Below are 14,969 nucleotides of genomic sequence, written 5' to 3' on the forward strand. Positions count from 1 at the left end.
ATGTCTGATTCCTCGCGAACCACTACCTTTGCTGGATTTGTGCCGTTTTGGGCATGAGTCAATTTTGCGTCAGCACGTGGGTCAATTCGGCGTAGGCGCCAACAACGCTTGGGTTGGTGAGAGTCTCAAGGTGTTCGCCTAGTAGGTTCCATGCGGCAGTCATTTCGGCTGTATAGCTGTGGCGCTGGTAGATTCGCTTCACCTTATTTTCTTCGGTGTGATTCAGGCAGCGCTCAGCAACTTCAGGTATCACTCTCAGTGCGGTCATTAACGTTGCGCCTGTGCGACGAAGGTCATGAGGAGTCCATTTGCCACCTGGAAGCAGCAGGCTTTGAGCTTTAGCACTGCGTCGGCTCATTGTTCCTTGCTCAGGCTGGCGTTGACGATCACCCAGCTGTTTGGTCACGGTCTTGGAGTTGACTGGACCACTGTTATCGGTATTTGGGTAGCACCAGGCCGAACTGCTATTGACGCTCTGAACCCGCTCAAACTGATTTACAGCGAAGTTTGGCAGGAAAACAGTATGCGGCTTGCCATTCTTGCTGTGCTCAGCAGGAATTAACCAAGTGCGCTGCTTGAGGTCCACATGCTCCCAACGACTATTTAGTAGCTCACCGATGCGGCAGCAGGTGGAAAGTGCAATCCAGATTGCAGCTTCTGTCGTCATTAGAAGTCCCGCCTTTGGAGCTTTCTTCGCAAGGCTACGAATTTCATCATTAGTCAATACTCGGTCGCGTTCGACGTCTTTACCGCCAATTTTTGCTTTTCGGATACTAGCGCTGGGATCGTGCTCTATGAGGTCACGGTCTACTGCGAATCTGAACATCTGGCGCATCAGGGAGAAGGCAATTTTTGCAGCACGGTTGACGCCTCTGGCAAGCATGGTGTCAGTTACTTCTGTGATGTGGCCTTTTTTCACGTCCGCTACGGCGTATTGGCCTAGAAAGGGCAATACGTCTTTTTCAAACATTCGTCGCACTTCTGCGCCGCCATCTTTTCGATTGATCAAATCGACCCTGGCCCAGTGTTCAAACAGCTCGCTCTTGCGGGAGGCCTGGCGAGCAAGTTCGGTTTCTGCAGTGGCTCTTTCCGCATCTAACCGTGCTAGCTCGGCGTTGCGGGCACCCATACGTGCAGCTTCTTCGGACTCAAGGTGTTCACGGACGTTTTTGATGCCAGCTTTATGAAGACTGGCCAACTCCATTGCTCTCTGCTGGTGGACGACGCCATTGTCGTGGTGGAGAACGTTGAGCGGGTGATGTCCGAAGAAGGGTTGTCACCCAGGGAGGCCACGCGCAAATCCATGGTGCAGATCCAGGGCGCACTGGTAGGCATTGCGCTGGTGTTGAGCGCGGTGTTTGTACCGATGGCCTTCTTCGGCGGCGCGACAGGCATCATCTATCGGCAGTTCTCGGTCACCATTGTCTCGGCCATGGCGCTCTCGGTACTGGTGGCGCTGGTGTTTACCCCGGCCTTGTGCGCAACCATTCTCAAGCCCATCGATGCCGATCACCATCACAAGAAAGGCTTCTTTGGCTGGTTCAACCGCAGCTTCGATCGCGGTGCCGAACGCTACAAAAACGCTGTGGCAACCATCGCCCGGCGCAAAGGGCTGTTCCTGGTGATTTACCTGTTGATCGTCGGTGCCATGGCCTGGCTGTTCCCACAGATTCCAACGGCATTCCTGCCGGACGAGGATCAAGGCACGATGGTGGTCCAGGTGCAAATGCCGCCCAACACCAGCGCCGGCAGAACGCAAGCGGTGCTCGATGAAATACGCGGCTACCTGATGGAGCATGAAGGTGACGTACTGGAGTCGGCGTACACGGTCAACGGCTTCAACTTTGCGGGGCGCGGGCAGAACTCCGGCATGTTGTTCATCGGCTTGAAACCGTGGGAAGAGCGGGAAGGGAGCGACACCTCGATCTTTTCCTTCACCCAACGCTTGCAGGCGCGTATTTCGCAAATCAAGGACGGTACGGCGATCGCCATTGTGCCCCCTGCCATCCTGGAAATGGGTAACGCCAAAGGCTTCGACATGTTCCTCCAGGATCGTACGGGCCTGGGCCACGAGACCCTGATGGCGGCGCGTAACCAGTTCCTGGAACTGGCTGCCCGAGACCCTGTGCTGATGAACGTGCGGCCCAACGGATTGAATGACGAACCGCAGTATCAGGTGGTCATCGACAACGAAAAGGCCCGTGCGCTGCAGGTCAGTATCAGCGACATCAACAACACCATGAGTACGGCGTGGGGTTCTGCCTATGTGAATGACTTCATTGATCGAGGTCGGGTCAAGAAAGTGTACGTGCAAGGCGAAATCGATTCGAGGATCTCTCCTGAAGATTTCGAGAAGTGGTACGTGCGCAATGCCCGTGGCGAGATGGTGAAGTTCTCGTCGTTTGCCAGTGGCTACTGGACTTACGGCTCACCGAAACTTGAGCGCTACAACGGTATTCCCGCGGTGGAGATCATGGGCGAGCCGGCGAACGGCTACAGCTCCGGAGACGCGATGCAGGCGGTGGAACGGATCGTGAAGCAACTGCCTGACGGCATCGGTGTGCAGTTCACCGGCATTTCCTTTGAGGAGCGCCTCTCCGGTTCGCAGGCACCGGCGCTCTACGCCATTTCGGTATTGATCGTTTTCCTGTGCCTGGCCGCGCTCTATGAGAGTTGGTCGGTGCCGGTATCGGTGATCATGGTCGTGCCCCTGGGAGTCATTGGCGCCGTGTTGGCGACGCTGATGCGGGGGCTGTCCAATGACGTGTTCTTCCAGGTCGGACTGCTGACCACCGTGGGGTTGTCGGCGAAAAACGCGATCCTCATCGTCGAGTTCGCCAAGGCCTTGCACGAAGAGCATGGCAAACCCCTGGTGGAAGCCGCGGTGGAGGCTGCGCGCCTGCGCTTGCGGCCAATCATCATGACGTCGCTGGCCTTCATGCTCGGTGTATTGCCCCTGGCCATTTCCAATGGCGCCGGCTCTGGCAGCCAGCATTCGATCGGCACTGGTGTTATCGGCGGGATGATCACGGCGACGTTCCTGGCGGTCTTTTTCGTGCCGATGTTTTACGTGGTGATCTGCCGGCTGTTCGCCCCCCAAAAAAAACCTGGCCCGGTGGAAATGCCTGAAGGAGAGCGCGCATGAAAACGTTTCGTCGCAATGCTGCGCTTTCATTGGTCCTGATGAGTGTGGGCGGCTGCTCGCTGATTCCCCACTATCAGCGGCCTGAGGCGCCGGTGGACAGTGCCTGGACGACGCCTGTCGAAACGCGGGCAACCGGTGGGGATCGGGTGACCTGGCAGGCCTTTTTCCATGATGAGCCTTTACGCCAGTTGATTACTCAAGCGTTGGACAACAACCGCGATGTGCGCGTGGCGGCGCTGAACATCGAGAAAGCCCAGGCGCAGTACCGGATCAGCCGTTCGCAAACGCTGCCTTCGATCGACGGCTCCGGATCCGGCACGGCCCAGCGCTTGCCCGGTGACGTGGCATCCAGCGGTTCGACCGGCACCAGCCATCAATACAACGCGGGCATCGGGTTTACCGCCTATGAACTGGATTTCTTTGGTCGGGTCGACAGTCTCAAACAGCAGGCCCTGGAAAGCTACCTGGGCACTATCGAGGCGCAGCGCAGTGTCAGATTGGCGCTGATTGCCCAGGTCGCGACGGCGTATTACCAGTTACAGGCTGATCAGCAACTGTTGGCGATTGCCCGGCAGACGTTGGCGAGCCAGCAGAGCAGTTATGAGCTGGTTCGCAACAGTTACCGCATGGACGTCGCCACCGAGCTGGATTTGAGTCAGGCAGAGAGTACGGTGCGCACCGCCGAGGCCAGTCAGGCGCAATATTCCAGAGCAGTGGAGCAGGACAAGAATGCGTTGGTGTTGCTGGTGGGCAAGCCGTTGTCGGCACCCTTATTCTCGGCCGTCCAGCTTGATGCCTTGAATGTGGAGAGTGACCTGGCGGTGGGCATCCCGTCCGATCTGTTGACGTGGCGACCGGACATCCTCGCCGCCGAGCACGCCTTGAAAGCCGCCAACGCCAACATCGGCGCGGCAAGGGCTGCATTCTTTCCGAGCATACAGCTGACCGCATCGACCGGTTCCGCCAGCGCCGATCTCGGTCAGCTGTTTGCAGGCGGGCAGGGTGCCTGGACGTTTGTGCCGTCGATCAACCTGCCGATTTTCAACTACGGACGCAACCAGGCCAATCTCGATGTCGCCAAGGTGCAAGCGTCGATCGAGGTGGCCAATTACCAGAAGGCTATTCAGGTGGCATTCCGGGAGGTGTCCGATACCTTGGTCGCACGTGAGTCACTCGACATCCAGGTCAAGGCCGAAAGCCAATTGGTCCAGGCCAATGCCCGCAGCTATCGCCTGGCTGAAAGCCGTTATCAGGAAGGCGTGGACACCTACCTGAACGCTCTGGATTCCCAGCGCAATCTGTACAGTGCCCAGCAGACGCTGGTACTGACCAAGTTGTTGCGCATCAACAACCTGGTTTCACTGTACAAGGCGCTGGGTGGCGGGGAAGAGGTGGGAAGCAGCTCACGATAGCGACTGATTCAGCACTCGGTTTCCTCCTTGGCCCATGAGCGTTTTTTGTCATGGGCCTTTTTTGGTTCGGATCTCGGTGCCGGCCTTTTTTTGCTTTCCCTCGCTTGAGCAATGGCATAGATGGGCTTCATTCCACCTAAATCGAGCGGCTGAACGCTGCCCAGTCAACGTACCAGAGTTTGCCGATCTGCTCGCCGGAAACCGTTCCGTTCCGGATGCCCTTCATCACGGGCATGTTTTCGAGAGGCATAGCGATATCCTCGCCCGCCGATCAATGGCAGGCTTATGCTTTAATGAATTAGATCTTGAGTAGGGGGTGGTGATGCATAAGGTTTTTCGAAACATGGGGTTCATTACCGGGGTACCAATGGTGATTGTTGGACTCGGCGTTTGCCTGAACCAACTACTTTGGGGGCGAAGTGTCGGTTACTTGGCTTTTGCCTTTTTAGTCTCAGGCTGCACGTTGTTGCTGATTGGATGGCTGCAGAGGAACAAGTGAAATTCTAGGTCTTACCCCGGCCCCTTGTAGCAGTACACGTAGGCGAACAGGCGAGGGTGATCATGGCGTCACCTTCTGGCCGAGCAGCACGTCGCTGACAACCCCCCAGAGCTGGGCCAGCGACCACTGGAACCGGTCGAAGTCACCACCCGGCTCAGTGCAATGAAAGTCGTCGGCCTTCATTCGGTAGGTTGATCCAGCAGGAATAACCCTGCGATGCGCCTGGAGCATGTCTACGCGCCAACCTTCCGACGTATGCCTCCGATAGCCGCTGTTTAAGCCATCGCCAGGTGTCGCCCGCCAGCGAAAATACGCCCCCCCGTAACGATGACCGCCTACTCACCTACGGTCACTCGAGGCTGGATATTTCACTGCGGAACAAGGTTCACCGCAACCGCTCTCACTGCCGCGGCTCTCACTGTTGGCTGCCGAGAGCCATTGTCGAGGTGTCGGATGATGTCCTCGGAATCGTTTCGCTGGCCGAAAGTGGTCTGGACATCTGTCAGGCCTATGACTTCATCATTCGCGAGAACGTGCAGCGGGGCCCTCAGCAGTCCGCTCTGCAAGATGATCTTCAATGATCAACCGAGGCTATTTAACGGCATATACTTTGCGCACATAGCGCGTGCTTTTCCATGCGCACGGCGCACCTTGTGGCACGAACACAGTGTCCCCGGTATCAACGGTCACATTCGATCCGTCAGGTGCCAGTAAAGCCACGCTGCCTTCGATCAAATGCATCAGCTCATTGAGTTTGTGCCCTCGGCCGTGACGTTCGTAAGGTGTCGAATCCCAGACGCCGACGCGCAGATTGGTTGCGGCATCTTCGAAGGTATTACGTGACCGGCATTGCGGTGTCGGGCCAATCAGTATCTGTGGCTCCGGTTCTGCTGAAGGCGACAGGATCGCCAGCGGGTCGAGCAGGGTCAGGCCGGGTGTTGGCGCTGCGGTGGTCATGGCACAAAACGCCCACTGGGTGCCAACCCGAGCCTCGATCCGCAAGGCTGTGCCGCGACCGATTACCGCGCTGGTGCCGAGAGACAGTTCCAGCGTCTGTTCTTGGGTTTTCAGCGTCACGTGGCCGGAGTGGACCACCATCACTTCGGTGTGCGGGAAATCCTCGATATCAAAAACTTCACCTGCCTCGACGATGCCGGCGGACACACCGTCAGTCCCTGACCAAGCGACCTTGCGACCGTCCGTGAATGGATCGGCCGCACTCAATGGCAGTTGTTTGAAAGGCGTGACGACGCGGCTGCCATCGGCGCGAGCCAATAGCAAAACAGTAAGTTGGGGCATGCGGGTGACACTCCATTTGAATGAGGGAGTTGGGGCGTGAAAATCGGGGCAAGCCAAATGCTCAGCCGATGGCTTGAGTGACCAGTGCAAACTGCCGTACACCGTTGGCCGTTTTGGGGGGGGTGCTGCGGGCCATCTGAGCCACGGTGTCGACCTTTTTGAGCCCGGCCGACTCCAGCCAATCGGCCAGGCCACAATCGGCCGGAATATCGATGCGCACAAAGGCGTCCGGTACTTGGGCCAGCAGCACTGCGATCAGGTGTTGGGCCTGCTCGAGGTTTTCGGCGATCACCGGGCCGATGCAACGACCACGGCCGAACGGACGCAGCAGGGCGAAAGCATGCACCTGGCCGTCGCGCACAATGCCCACCGAATGCTCGACGACAGCGAATAGCTCGCTGAGCACTGCTTGCCGGTCCAGTCCGCTGCCGGCGTTGGCCAGTTCCAGCACCCGCGCCTGATCCACTTTGCGCAGCGGATGGCATTCTTCACCGTCTGCCAATGGCGACGCCACGGGCGCTTGCGCCTGGCCCTGATGCTGCTGAATTAGGCCGAATTCGACAAACCCCTGGCTGGCATAGAGTGGTGCCCCGGCCAGGGTTGCGTTCAACATCGGGGTGCTTGACTGGCAGGCCTCAAGCGCGAGTTCCATGAGTTTGCGACCGATGCCCTTGCCTTGGTAATCGTCGCTGACGATCACCAGGCCAATGGTGGTGTACTCACCTTGGGGACAGGCGAAGGCCGTACCGATCAGACGCTGACCATCGAGCACTACAAAGCCGTTGCTGACCCTTTGCAGCATGGCCCAGTCGTCGAGCCGATGGGGCCACTTCAACTGTACGGACAGTGCGTGGGCAGCAGGCAGGTCGGCGCTGCTCATGGCGCGATAGACGTAAGAGGGAAGCGGTGCGGACATGGCGAGTCTCCGATAAAGAGTGTGCGCGAGCGGCCGGTTTTCCGGCGTGGTGACGCCTGTATCCCATCTGTTTGAAAGCCTGACAAGAGGGGATGGAATATTCGGCAGATTCCGCGAAGCACAGACCCCAAGACCACACTTACTACTTAATTGCTGCCTGAGGTCGGCAGCAAATGCTTGGCTCTTTTAACCCTATAAAAGGCTAAACCTGAGACTCACCGACTTAGGGTGGAATGTGCCATGAATAGCTTCAATTCAGAGGGAGGCAGGCGAGCACCGCATGAACAGATGGGGAAGCTGCCGTGCGGCGCAGTTTCTGCGGGCAAAGGCGGGATACGCAGTCCGCGCAGGCTAATAAAGGTCCATAGGTGCGCATAAATAAGGGGTTTGCCCAAGGTTGGAGCGCACCGCAAAGTCTGCTGAGGGGAACGGCTAAAACGGTTATTTGTATCGAACGAAGATGACTTTTAACGCCATCTGCTGATTTCACGGTGTTGTAATGGCGGTGTGCTGCAGCGTTTCATCGCTGCCGCGCAAACCAGGCAAATGCTTGTCGCGCCAATGACCTCAACGAACTTCAGGAACGCACTCAATGAGCTTTCTTCGCCCCAAATTCATTACGTTCGACTGCTACGGTACGCTGACCAATTTCCACATGGGCACGATGACGCGCGAGCTGTTTGCTGATCGCGTTCCACCGGAGCAAATGGATCAGTTCGTCAAGGATTTCTCGGCCTATCGTCTGGACCAGGTCATGGGTGACTGGATGCCCTACGACGAAATTCTCAAGACTGCCTTGGCGCGCACTTGCAAGCGCTGGGGGATTGAATACCGCGAGGAAGGCCAACTCTATTACGACGCCGTGCCAACCTGGGGCCCGCACCCGGACGTGCCGGCCGGCCTGTCGAAAATCGCCGACAAGATCCCTTTGGTGATTTTCTCCAACGCCAGTGACAGCCAGATCATGTCCAACGTCGACAAGCTTGGCGCGCCATTCCATAAGGTCTTCACCGCCGAACAGGCCCAGGCCTACAAGCCACGGCTGGCTGCGTTCGAATTCATGCTCGACAACCTTAACTGCGGTCCGGAAGACATCTTGCATGTATCCTCCAGCTTCCGTTACGACCTGATGCCGGCACACGACATGAAGATCAAGAACAAGGCTTTCGTCGCCCGTGGTCACGAAGTTCCGGCCAATGATTTCTACGGCTATCAGCAGATCACTGACATCGGTGGGCTGGCAGCGCTGGTCGGTCTGTAACGGCATCTTCATTGGCATAGGCGGATTAAACATGGGCAGTGAATCCTACTGGCTCGACACCGCACCGGCCTTCACCGGTGCTCAGCTCGGCGCATTGCCCGGGCAGGTCGACGTGGCCATCGTCGGTGGTGGTTTCACCGGGTTGGCGGCGGCTCGGGCGTTAGCCCTCAAGGGCGCCAGTGTCGTGGTGCTGGAAGCCGGGCGGGTGATCGGTGAGGCCTCGGGCCGCAACGGTGGTCAGTGCAACACCGGAGTCGCCCAGGATTACGCCGGCCTCAGTGCCAGCCTCGGTGCCGACAAGGCGCGGGCCTATTATCAGGCCTATGAAAGCGCGGTGCAGAGTGTGGTATCGCTGGTGCAGCAGGAGCAGATCGCCTGCGATCTGATCCGCAACGGCAAGCTGAAGTTGGCCGCCAAGCCGATGCACTACGAAGGCCTGGCACGGACGTACGAATTGATTCGCCGGGAAGTCGATGCCGATGTCGAGTTGTTGTCCGCCGACCAGACCCGCGCCGAAGTCAATTCGGCGCAGTTCCACGGTGGTTTGCTGCAACGCAACGGCGTGCAGATGCACGTCGGGCGTTTTGGCGTCGGCTTGGCTGAAGCGGCGGTGCGTCACGGCGCGCTGATCCACCAGGGCACCTCGGTGCTGGACTGGAAAGCCCGGGCCGGCGGTTATCAGGTCAACACCAGCAAGGGCTCGCTGCACGCCGGGCAAGTATTGCTGGCTACCGGTGCCTGTCAGCACGGAGGTCTGGGCTGGTATCGGCGGCGGATCGTGCCGGTGGGCAGTTTCGTAGTCGCAACCGAAGTGCTTCCCCAATCGCTGATTGACCAGTTGCTGCCAGGACATCGTGCCTATGTCACCAGCCGCATGATCGGCAACTATTTCCGCCTGACGCCGGACAACCGCTTGCTGTTCGGCGGCCGTGCGCGGTTTGCCATGTCCGACAGCGTCAACGACGCCAAGAGCGGCAAGGTGCTGCAAGCGGCTATGGCGCAGATGTTCCCGCAGTTGGCCAACGTGAAAATAGATTATTGCTGGGGTGGGTTGGTGGACATGACGTCCGACCGTTTGCCCCGGGCCGGCCAGCACGGCGGTGTTTATCACTCCATGGGTTACAGCGGCCATGGGGTGCAGATGTCTGTGCACATGGGCCAGGTCATGGCCGAAGTGATGGGCGGGAAAGTCGAGGCCAACCCATGGCGCGAACTCGACTGGCCGGCGATCCCCGGTCATTTCGGCAAACCGTGGTTCCTGCCTTTCGTGGGCGCCTATTACCGTTTCCAGGACTATCTGCATTGAGTTGATGTTGTGGCGTCACCGTCGTCTACGTTCCCAGGACGTTCCGGTCAACCGGGACACTCGAGCCTTCTTATTTTCGACAGGTACAACCGATATGACAGACAACAATAACGACTCCAAACTGATCTCCGGCCAAGAAAGCCTGCGAGTATTCGAAGGCCTCAATCGCGGCATGTCACGCCGCAGCGCGCTGCAAATGCTCGGTGTGGCGGGTGTCGCCGCCGTGGGAGCAGGTAGCCTGTTTGGTACCGCCGGCAAGCTGTTCGCCGACGAAGCGGCTGCCCCCGGCAAAGGCAAGCCGGGTGGGCGAATTCGTGTCGCTGGCATGTCCAGCTCCACCGCGGACACCCTCGATCCAGCCAAAGGCGCGCTGTCCACCGACTACGCGCGCCACTTCATGTTCTACAACGGCCTGACCCGTTTCGACAGCCATCTGGTGCCGCAACTGGAGCTGGCCGAGCGCATCGACAACACCGATGCCACGCTGTGGACCATCACCTTGCGCAAGGACGTGACCTTCCACAATGGCAAAACCCTGAGCGCCGCTGACGTGGTGTTCTCGTTGTCGCGACACAAGGACCCTCTGACCGGTTCCAAGATCATGCCGCTGATGGAGCAGTTCACCGAGATCAAGGCTACGGGCACCAACGAGGTACAGATCCGCCTGAGCGCGCCGAACTCCGAGCTGCCGTCGATCCTTGCCGTGTCGCACTTGCTGATCGTTCCTGAAGGCACCACCGACTTCAATCAGGGCATCGGCACCGGGCCGTTCAAGGTCAAGGAATTCAAACCGGGCGTACGTTCGGTTGCCGCGCGCAACACCGGCTACTGGAAACCGGGCCTGCCGTATCTCGACGAGATCGAGTTCATCGCGATTGCCGACGAACCGTCGCGAGTCAACGCGTTGCTGTCCGGCGACGTGCATATGATCAACGAGGTCAACCCGCGTTCCACCAACCGGATCAAGGCCAGCGCCAAGCACCGGGTCGTCGATGCACCATCGGGCAACTACACAGACTTGATCATCCGCCAGGATCAGATGCCGGGCAAAAGTGCGGAATTCACCCAGGCCATGAAGTACCTGCTGGACCGCGAACAGGTCAAATCCGCTGTGTTCCGTGGCTTTGCCGTCGTCGGTAACGATCATCCGATTGCACCCGGCTCGCGTTACTACAACGCCGACCTGCCGCAAAGAGTCTATGACCCGGAAAAAGCCAAGTTCCTGCTGAAGAAGGCCGGAATGGAAAGCATCAGCATGCCGGTGGTGGCCTCACCAGCGGCCACCGGTTCGGTGGACATCGCGGTGCTGCTGCAGCAATCGGCGAAGCAGGCCGGCCTCAAGCTTGACGTCAACCGCTTGCCGAGCGACGGCTACTGGTCCAACCACTGGATGAAGCACCCGCTGAGCTTCGGCAACATCAACCCGCGGCCGAACGCCGACGTGATGTTCTCGCAGTTCTTCCAGTCGAAGGCGCCATGGAACGAATCCGGTTGGCAGAACGATCAGTTCGACCAGCTGCTGATGCTCGCCCGCGCAGAAACCGACGACGCCAAACGCAGCAAGATGTACGCGGACATGCAGGCTCTGGTGCATGACCACAGCGGTATCGGCGTGCCGGTTTTCATCAGCAACATCGACGGTGTCGACCAGCGCATCAAAGGCTACGGCAGCAACCCGCTGGGTGGCTTCATGGGCTACATGTTCGCCGAGCAGGTCTGGCTGGACGCTTGATGGTGGTCAGGTAGTACGTCAGGGACAGTGCAGGAGGGTAGGCGATGAATAGCAACACGCTGTGGTTGATCGGCCGGCGTCTGGGCGCCGCGGTCGTGACTTTGTTGATCGTGTCGATGGTCGTGTTTGCGATCACGGCAGTGCTTCCCGGGGACGCAGCGCAACAATCCCTCGGGCAGTTCGCCACGCCGGAACAGGTGGCGGCACTGCGCCTGAAACTGGGGCTCGATCAGCCCGGTGTGGTGCGTTACCTGCACTGGTTGATGAACCTGCTCAGCGGCGACATGGGCCAGTCGGTGTCCAACGCCATGCCGGTCGGCGAGTTGATGGCCGGCCGAGTGCCCAACACCCTGATGCTGGCGGCCGCCACGGCGCTGGTATCGGTTCCGGTGGCGCTGATTCTGGGCATCGGCTCGGCAATGGGGCGCGGTGGGCGCATTGACAGCTTCCTGAGCTTCTTCACCCTGGCCATGGTCGCCGTCCCGGAGTTTCTGGTGGCGACTCTGGCGGTGCTGATTTTTGCGGTGAATCTGGGCTGGTTGTCGGCGCTGTCCTATGCCAGCGACATCACTTCACCCTGGCAATTCATGCGCACTTATGCCTTGCCGGTGATGACTTTGTGCTGCGTCATCGTTGCGCAAATGGCCCGCATGACTCGGGCGGCGGTGATCGATCAACTCGACAGCCCTTATGTGGAAATGGCCCGGCTCAAAGGCATAAGCCCAATGCGCATCGTGCTGACCCATGCCTTGCCTAACGCAATCGGGCCGATTGCCAATGCGATCGCCTTGAGCCTGTCGTACCTGCTGGGTGGGGTGGTCATCGTCGAGACAATCTTCAACTATCCCGGCATCGCCAGTTTGATGGTCGATGCCGTTACCAACCGTGACATGGCGCTGGTCCAGGCCTGCACCATGCTGTTCTGCACGGCGTACCTGGGGTTGGTGCTGATTGCCGACCTGTGCGCGATTCTGTCCAATCCGAGGCTGAGAAACCAATGAACAATCTCATTGTTAAATCGACGCCTGCGACACCCGACCTGTCGGTTGGCAAGGTGTCACATGGTCCGGCCTGGCTGGGTCTGATCGGGGCTGCAACCTGTGTCATCTGGTTGCTGGTGGCGATCTTCGGGCCGTTGCTGGCGCCGCACCCGGTGGGCGAAGTGGTCTCCGACAATGTCTTTGACAACATCAGTGCCCTTTACCCGTTTGGCACCGACTACCTGGGGCGCGACATGCTCAGTCGCGTGCTCGTCGGCGCACGCTTCACAGTTGGCCTGGCATTGATTGCGGCAGTGTTGGCCAGTGGCTTGGGCACCGGTTGCGCGCTGCTGTCGGTGGTTTCGCCCAAATGGCTGGACGAAGTCATCAGTCGCTTGATGGATGCCTTTATCTCGATCCCGAGCAAGATGCTGGCGCTGATCATGGTCTCCGCCTTCGGATCTTCCGTGACCTTGTTGGTCTGTACCGCTGTGCTGAGTTTCACCCCCGGCGCGTTCCGCATCGCCCGCAGCATGGCAGTGAATATCGAAACCCTGGAGTACGTACAAGTCGCTCGTACACGTGGCGAGCGCCGGTTGTACATCGCTTGCGTGGAAATCTTGCCCAATATGCTCAACCCGGTGCTGACTGACCTGGGCCTGCGCTTTGGTTTCATCGTGTTGCTGCTCAGTGGCATGAGTTTTCTCGGCCTCGGTGTGCAACCGCCCGATGCGGACCTCGGTTCGCTGGTGCGGGAAAACATCGGCGGCTTGAACCAGGGGGCGCCAGCCATCGTGATCCCGGCCCTGGCCATCGGCACCCTGACCATCGGTGTGAATCTGTTTATCGACAGACTGTCGTCCCGACGTAGTCGCCGTACGGGAGGCCATTGAAATGAGTGAATTGATTCGAGTCCAAGACCTGCGCGTGGTCGCCTGTGGTGCGCGCGGTGAAACGGAAATCGTCAAAGGCGTAAGCTTCGCCCTGAAAAAAGGTGAAGTCCTGGCGTTGATCGGTGAATCCGGTTCCGGCAAGACCACCATCGCTCTGGCGTTGCTGGGTTATGCCCGGCGTGGTTGCCGGTTATCCGGCGGCGTGGTCCAGGTCGGCGAGCACAACATGCTCGCGCTGAGTGAGCAACAATTGCAGGGGCTGCGCGGTAATCGGGTGTCGTACATCGCGCAAAGCGCGGCGGCGGCGTTCAACCCGGCGAAGAAACTGATCGATCAAGTGGTGGAAGGGGCGTTGATTCATGGCCTGGGCACCCGCGTCGTGCTCGAAGCCAAGGCCGTCGAATTGTTCCGTGACCTGGCCTTACCGGACCCGGGCAACATCGGTCAGCGCTACCCGCACCAGGTCTCTGGCGGGCAGTTGCAACGGGTGATGGCGGCCATGGCACTAATCAGCGATCCGTTGCTGGTGGTGCTCGACGAGCCAACCACCGCCCTTGACGTGACCACCCAGATCGACGTGCTGCGTGCCTTCAAACGTGTGGTTCGGGAGCGTGGGGCGACAGCGGTCTACGTCTCCCATGACCTTGCGGTCGTCGCGCAAATGGCCGATCAGGTCGTCGTGCTCAACGGTGGCCAGATTTTCGAACAGAGCGCGACCGCGCCGCTGCTCAAAGGCCCGGCTCACGAATACACCCGCAGCCTGCTGGCCGCCGCGCGGCCGGACACTACGATTCGTCCTCCCTGCGGTGTCGCTGAAGACGAACCGCTGCTGACCATCAAGAGCCTGACCGCCGGTTACGGCAACAAGAACGCACAAGGCATGCCGTCGATCCGTGTACTGGAAGACATCGACCTGACTGTGCGCCGGGGCCAGGCCATCGGCGTGATCGGTGAGTCGGGCTCGGGCAAATCGACCCTGGCGCGAGTGGTGGCGGGCTTGTTGACGCCGGCGTTGGGTGGCTTGACCTTCGATGGCCAGCCACTGGGTGGCTGCCTGTCCGAGCGCACTGACGACCAGTTCCGCCGCATCCAGATGGTCTTTCAGAACGCCGACACCGCGCTCAACCCGATGCACAGCATCAGCACCATTCTGAGCCGGCCGCTGAAGATGCATTTCGGCCTCAAGGGCGCGGCGTTGCGCGAGCGTATCGGCGAGCTGCTGGATCTGGTGCGCTTGCCCCGGACCTTGGCCGAGCGCCGTCCAAACGAACTGTCCGGCGGGCAAAAACAACGGGTCAATTTGGCCCGGGCGCTGGCCGCCAAACCGGATCTGATCCTCTGCGATGAGGTGACCTCGGCGCTGGATACCGTCGTTGGTGCCGCGATTCTCGAACTGCTGCGCGACCTGCGTCAGCAACTGGGGGTTTCGTACCTGTTCATCAGCCACGACATTTCTACCGTGCGGGCCCTGTGCGACGACATTGTGGTGATGTACAGCGGTCGCAAAGTCGAGGCGGGCAGCCGCC

11 protein-coding genes and 2 pseudogenes are annotated in these 14,969 nt (G+C 59.3%); 9 read left to right on the forward strand and 4 right to left on the reverse strand.

Features of this window, described 5'->3' with window-relative positions; genetic code table 11:
- Positions 1-58: 58 nt before the first annotated feature.
- Entirely contained in the window at positions 59-1,204 is a 1,146-nt protein-coding gene (locus PMI35_RS0132140) for a tyrosine-type recombinase/integrase (RefSeq protein WP_081504771.1), read from the reverse strand.
- On the opposite strand from PMI35_RS0132140, the pseudogene PMI35_RS30200 reads away from it, so the two are divergent.
- Together PMI35_RS30200 and PMI35_RS30195 are read left to right on the forward strand one after the other, a co-directional pair.
- Positions 1,199-3,145: pseudogene (locus PMI35_RS30200) on the forward strand (efflux RND transporter permease subunit); the annotation flags it as partial. The gene PMI35_RS0132140 and the pseudogene PMI35_RS30200 overlap by 6 nt on opposite strands.
- Positions 3,142-4,557 (forward strand): efflux transporter outer membrane subunit, encoded by a 1,416-nt coding sequence (locus tag PMI35_RS30195; RefSeq protein WP_008054849.1) that lies wholly within the window; start codon positions 3,142-3,144, stop codon positions 4,555-4,557. The pseudogene PMI35_RS30200 and the gene PMI35_RS30195, both read left to right, overlap by 4 nt.
- Positions 4,558-5,116: 559 nt before the next feature.
- Here PMI35_RS30195 and PMI35_RS35610 read toward each other — a convergent pair.
- Positions 5,117-5,239 (reverse strand): hypothetical protein, encoded by a 123-nt coding sequence (locus PMI35_RS35610; protein WP_274517847.1) that lies wholly within the window; start codon positions 5,237-5,239, stop codon positions 5,117-5,119.
- 239 nt (positions 5,240-5,478) lie between these two features.
- Between PMI35_RS35610 and PMI35_RS35120 the strand changes: the two are divergent.
- A pseudogene (locus PMI35_RS35120) lies at positions 5,479-5,601 on the forward strand (LysR family transcriptional regulator); the annotation flags it as partial.
- 46 nt (positions 5,602-5,647) lie between these two features.
- On the opposite strand, the gene PMI35_RS30190 reads toward PMI35_RS35120, so the two are convergent.
- Positions 5,648-6,355, reverse strand: a complete 708-nt coding sequence (locus PMI35_RS30190; protein ID WP_008054851.1) for a cupin domain-containing protein — start codon at positions 6,353-6,355, stop codon at positions 5,648-5,650.
- A 61-nt stretch (positions 6,356-6,416) separates the two neighbouring features.
- On the reverse strand, positions 6,417-7,271 hold the full coding sequence (locus PMI35_RS30185; protein WP_008054852.1) for a GNAT family N-acetyltransferase: 855 nt from the start codon (positions 7,269-7,271) through the stop codon (positions 6,417-6,419).
- Between the two features lie 592 nt (positions 7,272-7,863).
- Between PMI35_RS30185 and PMI35_RS30180 the strand changes: the two genes are divergently transcribed.
- From PMI35_RS30180 to PMI35_RS30155, 6 genes are all read left to right on the forward strand, one after another.
- Positions 7,864-8,532, forward strand: coding sequence for a haloacid dehalogenase type II (locus PMI35_RS30180; RefSeq protein WP_008054853.1), 669 nt, complete (start codon positions 7,864-7,866; stop codon positions 8,530-8,532).
- A 31-nt stretch (positions 8,533-8,563) separates the two neighbouring features.
- The gene (locus tag PMI35_RS30175; RefSeq protein WP_008054854.1) at positions 8,564-9,838 is read left to right on the forward strand and encodes an NAD(P)/FAD-dependent oxidoreductase; all 1,275 of its coding nucleotides are present in this window, start codon (positions 8,564-8,566) and stop codon (positions 9,836-9,838) included.
- Positions 9,839-9,932: 94 nt separating this feature from the next.
- On the forward strand, positions 9,933-11,570 hold the full coding sequence (locus tag PMI35_RS30170; protein ID WP_008054855.1) for an ABC transporter substrate-binding protein: 1,638 nt from the start codon (positions 9,933-9,935) through the stop codon (positions 11,568-11,570).
- A gap of 44 nt (positions 11,571-11,614) precedes the next feature.
- The gene (locus PMI35_RS30165; protein WP_008054857.1) at positions 11,615-12,571 is read left to right on the forward strand and encodes an ABC transporter permease; all 957 of its coding nucleotides are present in this window, start codon (positions 11,615-11,617) and stop codon (positions 12,569-12,571) included.
- The gene (locus PMI35_RS30160; RefSeq protein ID WP_008054858.1) at positions 12,568-13,443 is read left to right on the forward strand and encodes an ABC transporter permease; all 876 of its coding nucleotides are present in this window, start codon (positions 12,568-12,570) and stop codon (positions 13,441-13,443) included. Before PMI35_RS30165 ends, PMI35_RS30160 begins: the two co-directional genes overlap by 4 nt.
- A 1-nt stretch (position 13,444) precedes the next feature.
- The coding region (locus PMI35_RS30155) for an ABC transporter ATP-binding protein (protein ID WP_008054859.1) at positions 13,445-14,969 on the forward strand (1,525 nt) is incomplete at its 3' end.

The sequence above is a fragment of the Pseudomonas sp. GM78 genome, assembly GCF_000282475.1.
In the GTDB taxonomy this organism is placed as follows: Bacteria; Pseudomonadota; Gammaproteobacteria; order Pseudomonadales; family Pseudomonadaceae; genus Aquipseudomonas.

What these genes read in the sequence shown, in the direction of transcription:
- PMI35_RS0132140 (WP_081504771.1), bottom strand. Translation starts at nt 1,204, where the DNA reads ATGGAGTTGGCCAGTCTTCATAAAGCTGGCATCAAAAACGTCCGTGAA.
- PMI35_RS30195 (WP_008054849.1), top strand. Translation starts at nt 3,142, where the DNA reads ATGAAAACGTTTCGTCGCAATGCTGCGCTTTCATTGGTCCTGATGAGT.
- PMI35_RS35610 (WP_274517847.1), bottom strand. Translation starts at nt 5,239, where the DNA reads ATGAAGGCCGACGACTTTCATTGCACTGAGCCGGGTGGTGACTTCGAC.
- PMI35_RS30190 (WP_008054851.1), bottom strand. Translation starts at nt 6,355, where the DNA reads ATGCCCCAACTTACTGTTTTGCTATTGGCTCGCGCCGATGGCAGCCGC.
- PMI35_RS30185 (WP_008054852.1), bottom strand. Translation starts at nt 7,271, where the DNA reads ATGTCCGCACCGCTTCCCTCTTACGTCTATCGCGCCATGAGCAGCGCC.
- PMI35_RS30180 (WP_008054853.1), top strand. Translation starts at nt 7,864, where the DNA reads ATGAGCTTTCTTCGCCCCAAATTCATTACGTTCGACTGCTACGGTACG.
- PMI35_RS30175 (WP_008054854.1), top strand. Translation starts at nt 8,564, where the DNA reads ATGGGCAGTGAATCCTACTGGCTCGACACCGCACCGGCCTTCACCGGT.
- PMI35_RS30170 (WP_008054855.1), top strand. Translation starts at nt 9,933, where the DNA reads ATGACAGACAACAATAACGACTCCAAACTGATCTCCGGCCAAGAAAGC.
- PMI35_RS30165 (WP_008054857.1), top strand. Translation starts at nt 11,615, where the DNA reads ATGAATAGCAACACGCTGTGGTTGATCGGCCGGCGTCTGGGCGCCGCG.
- PMI35_RS30160 (WP_008054858.1), top strand. Translation starts at nt 12,568, where the DNA reads ATGAACAATCTCATTGTTAAATCGACGCCTGCGACACCCGACCTGTCG.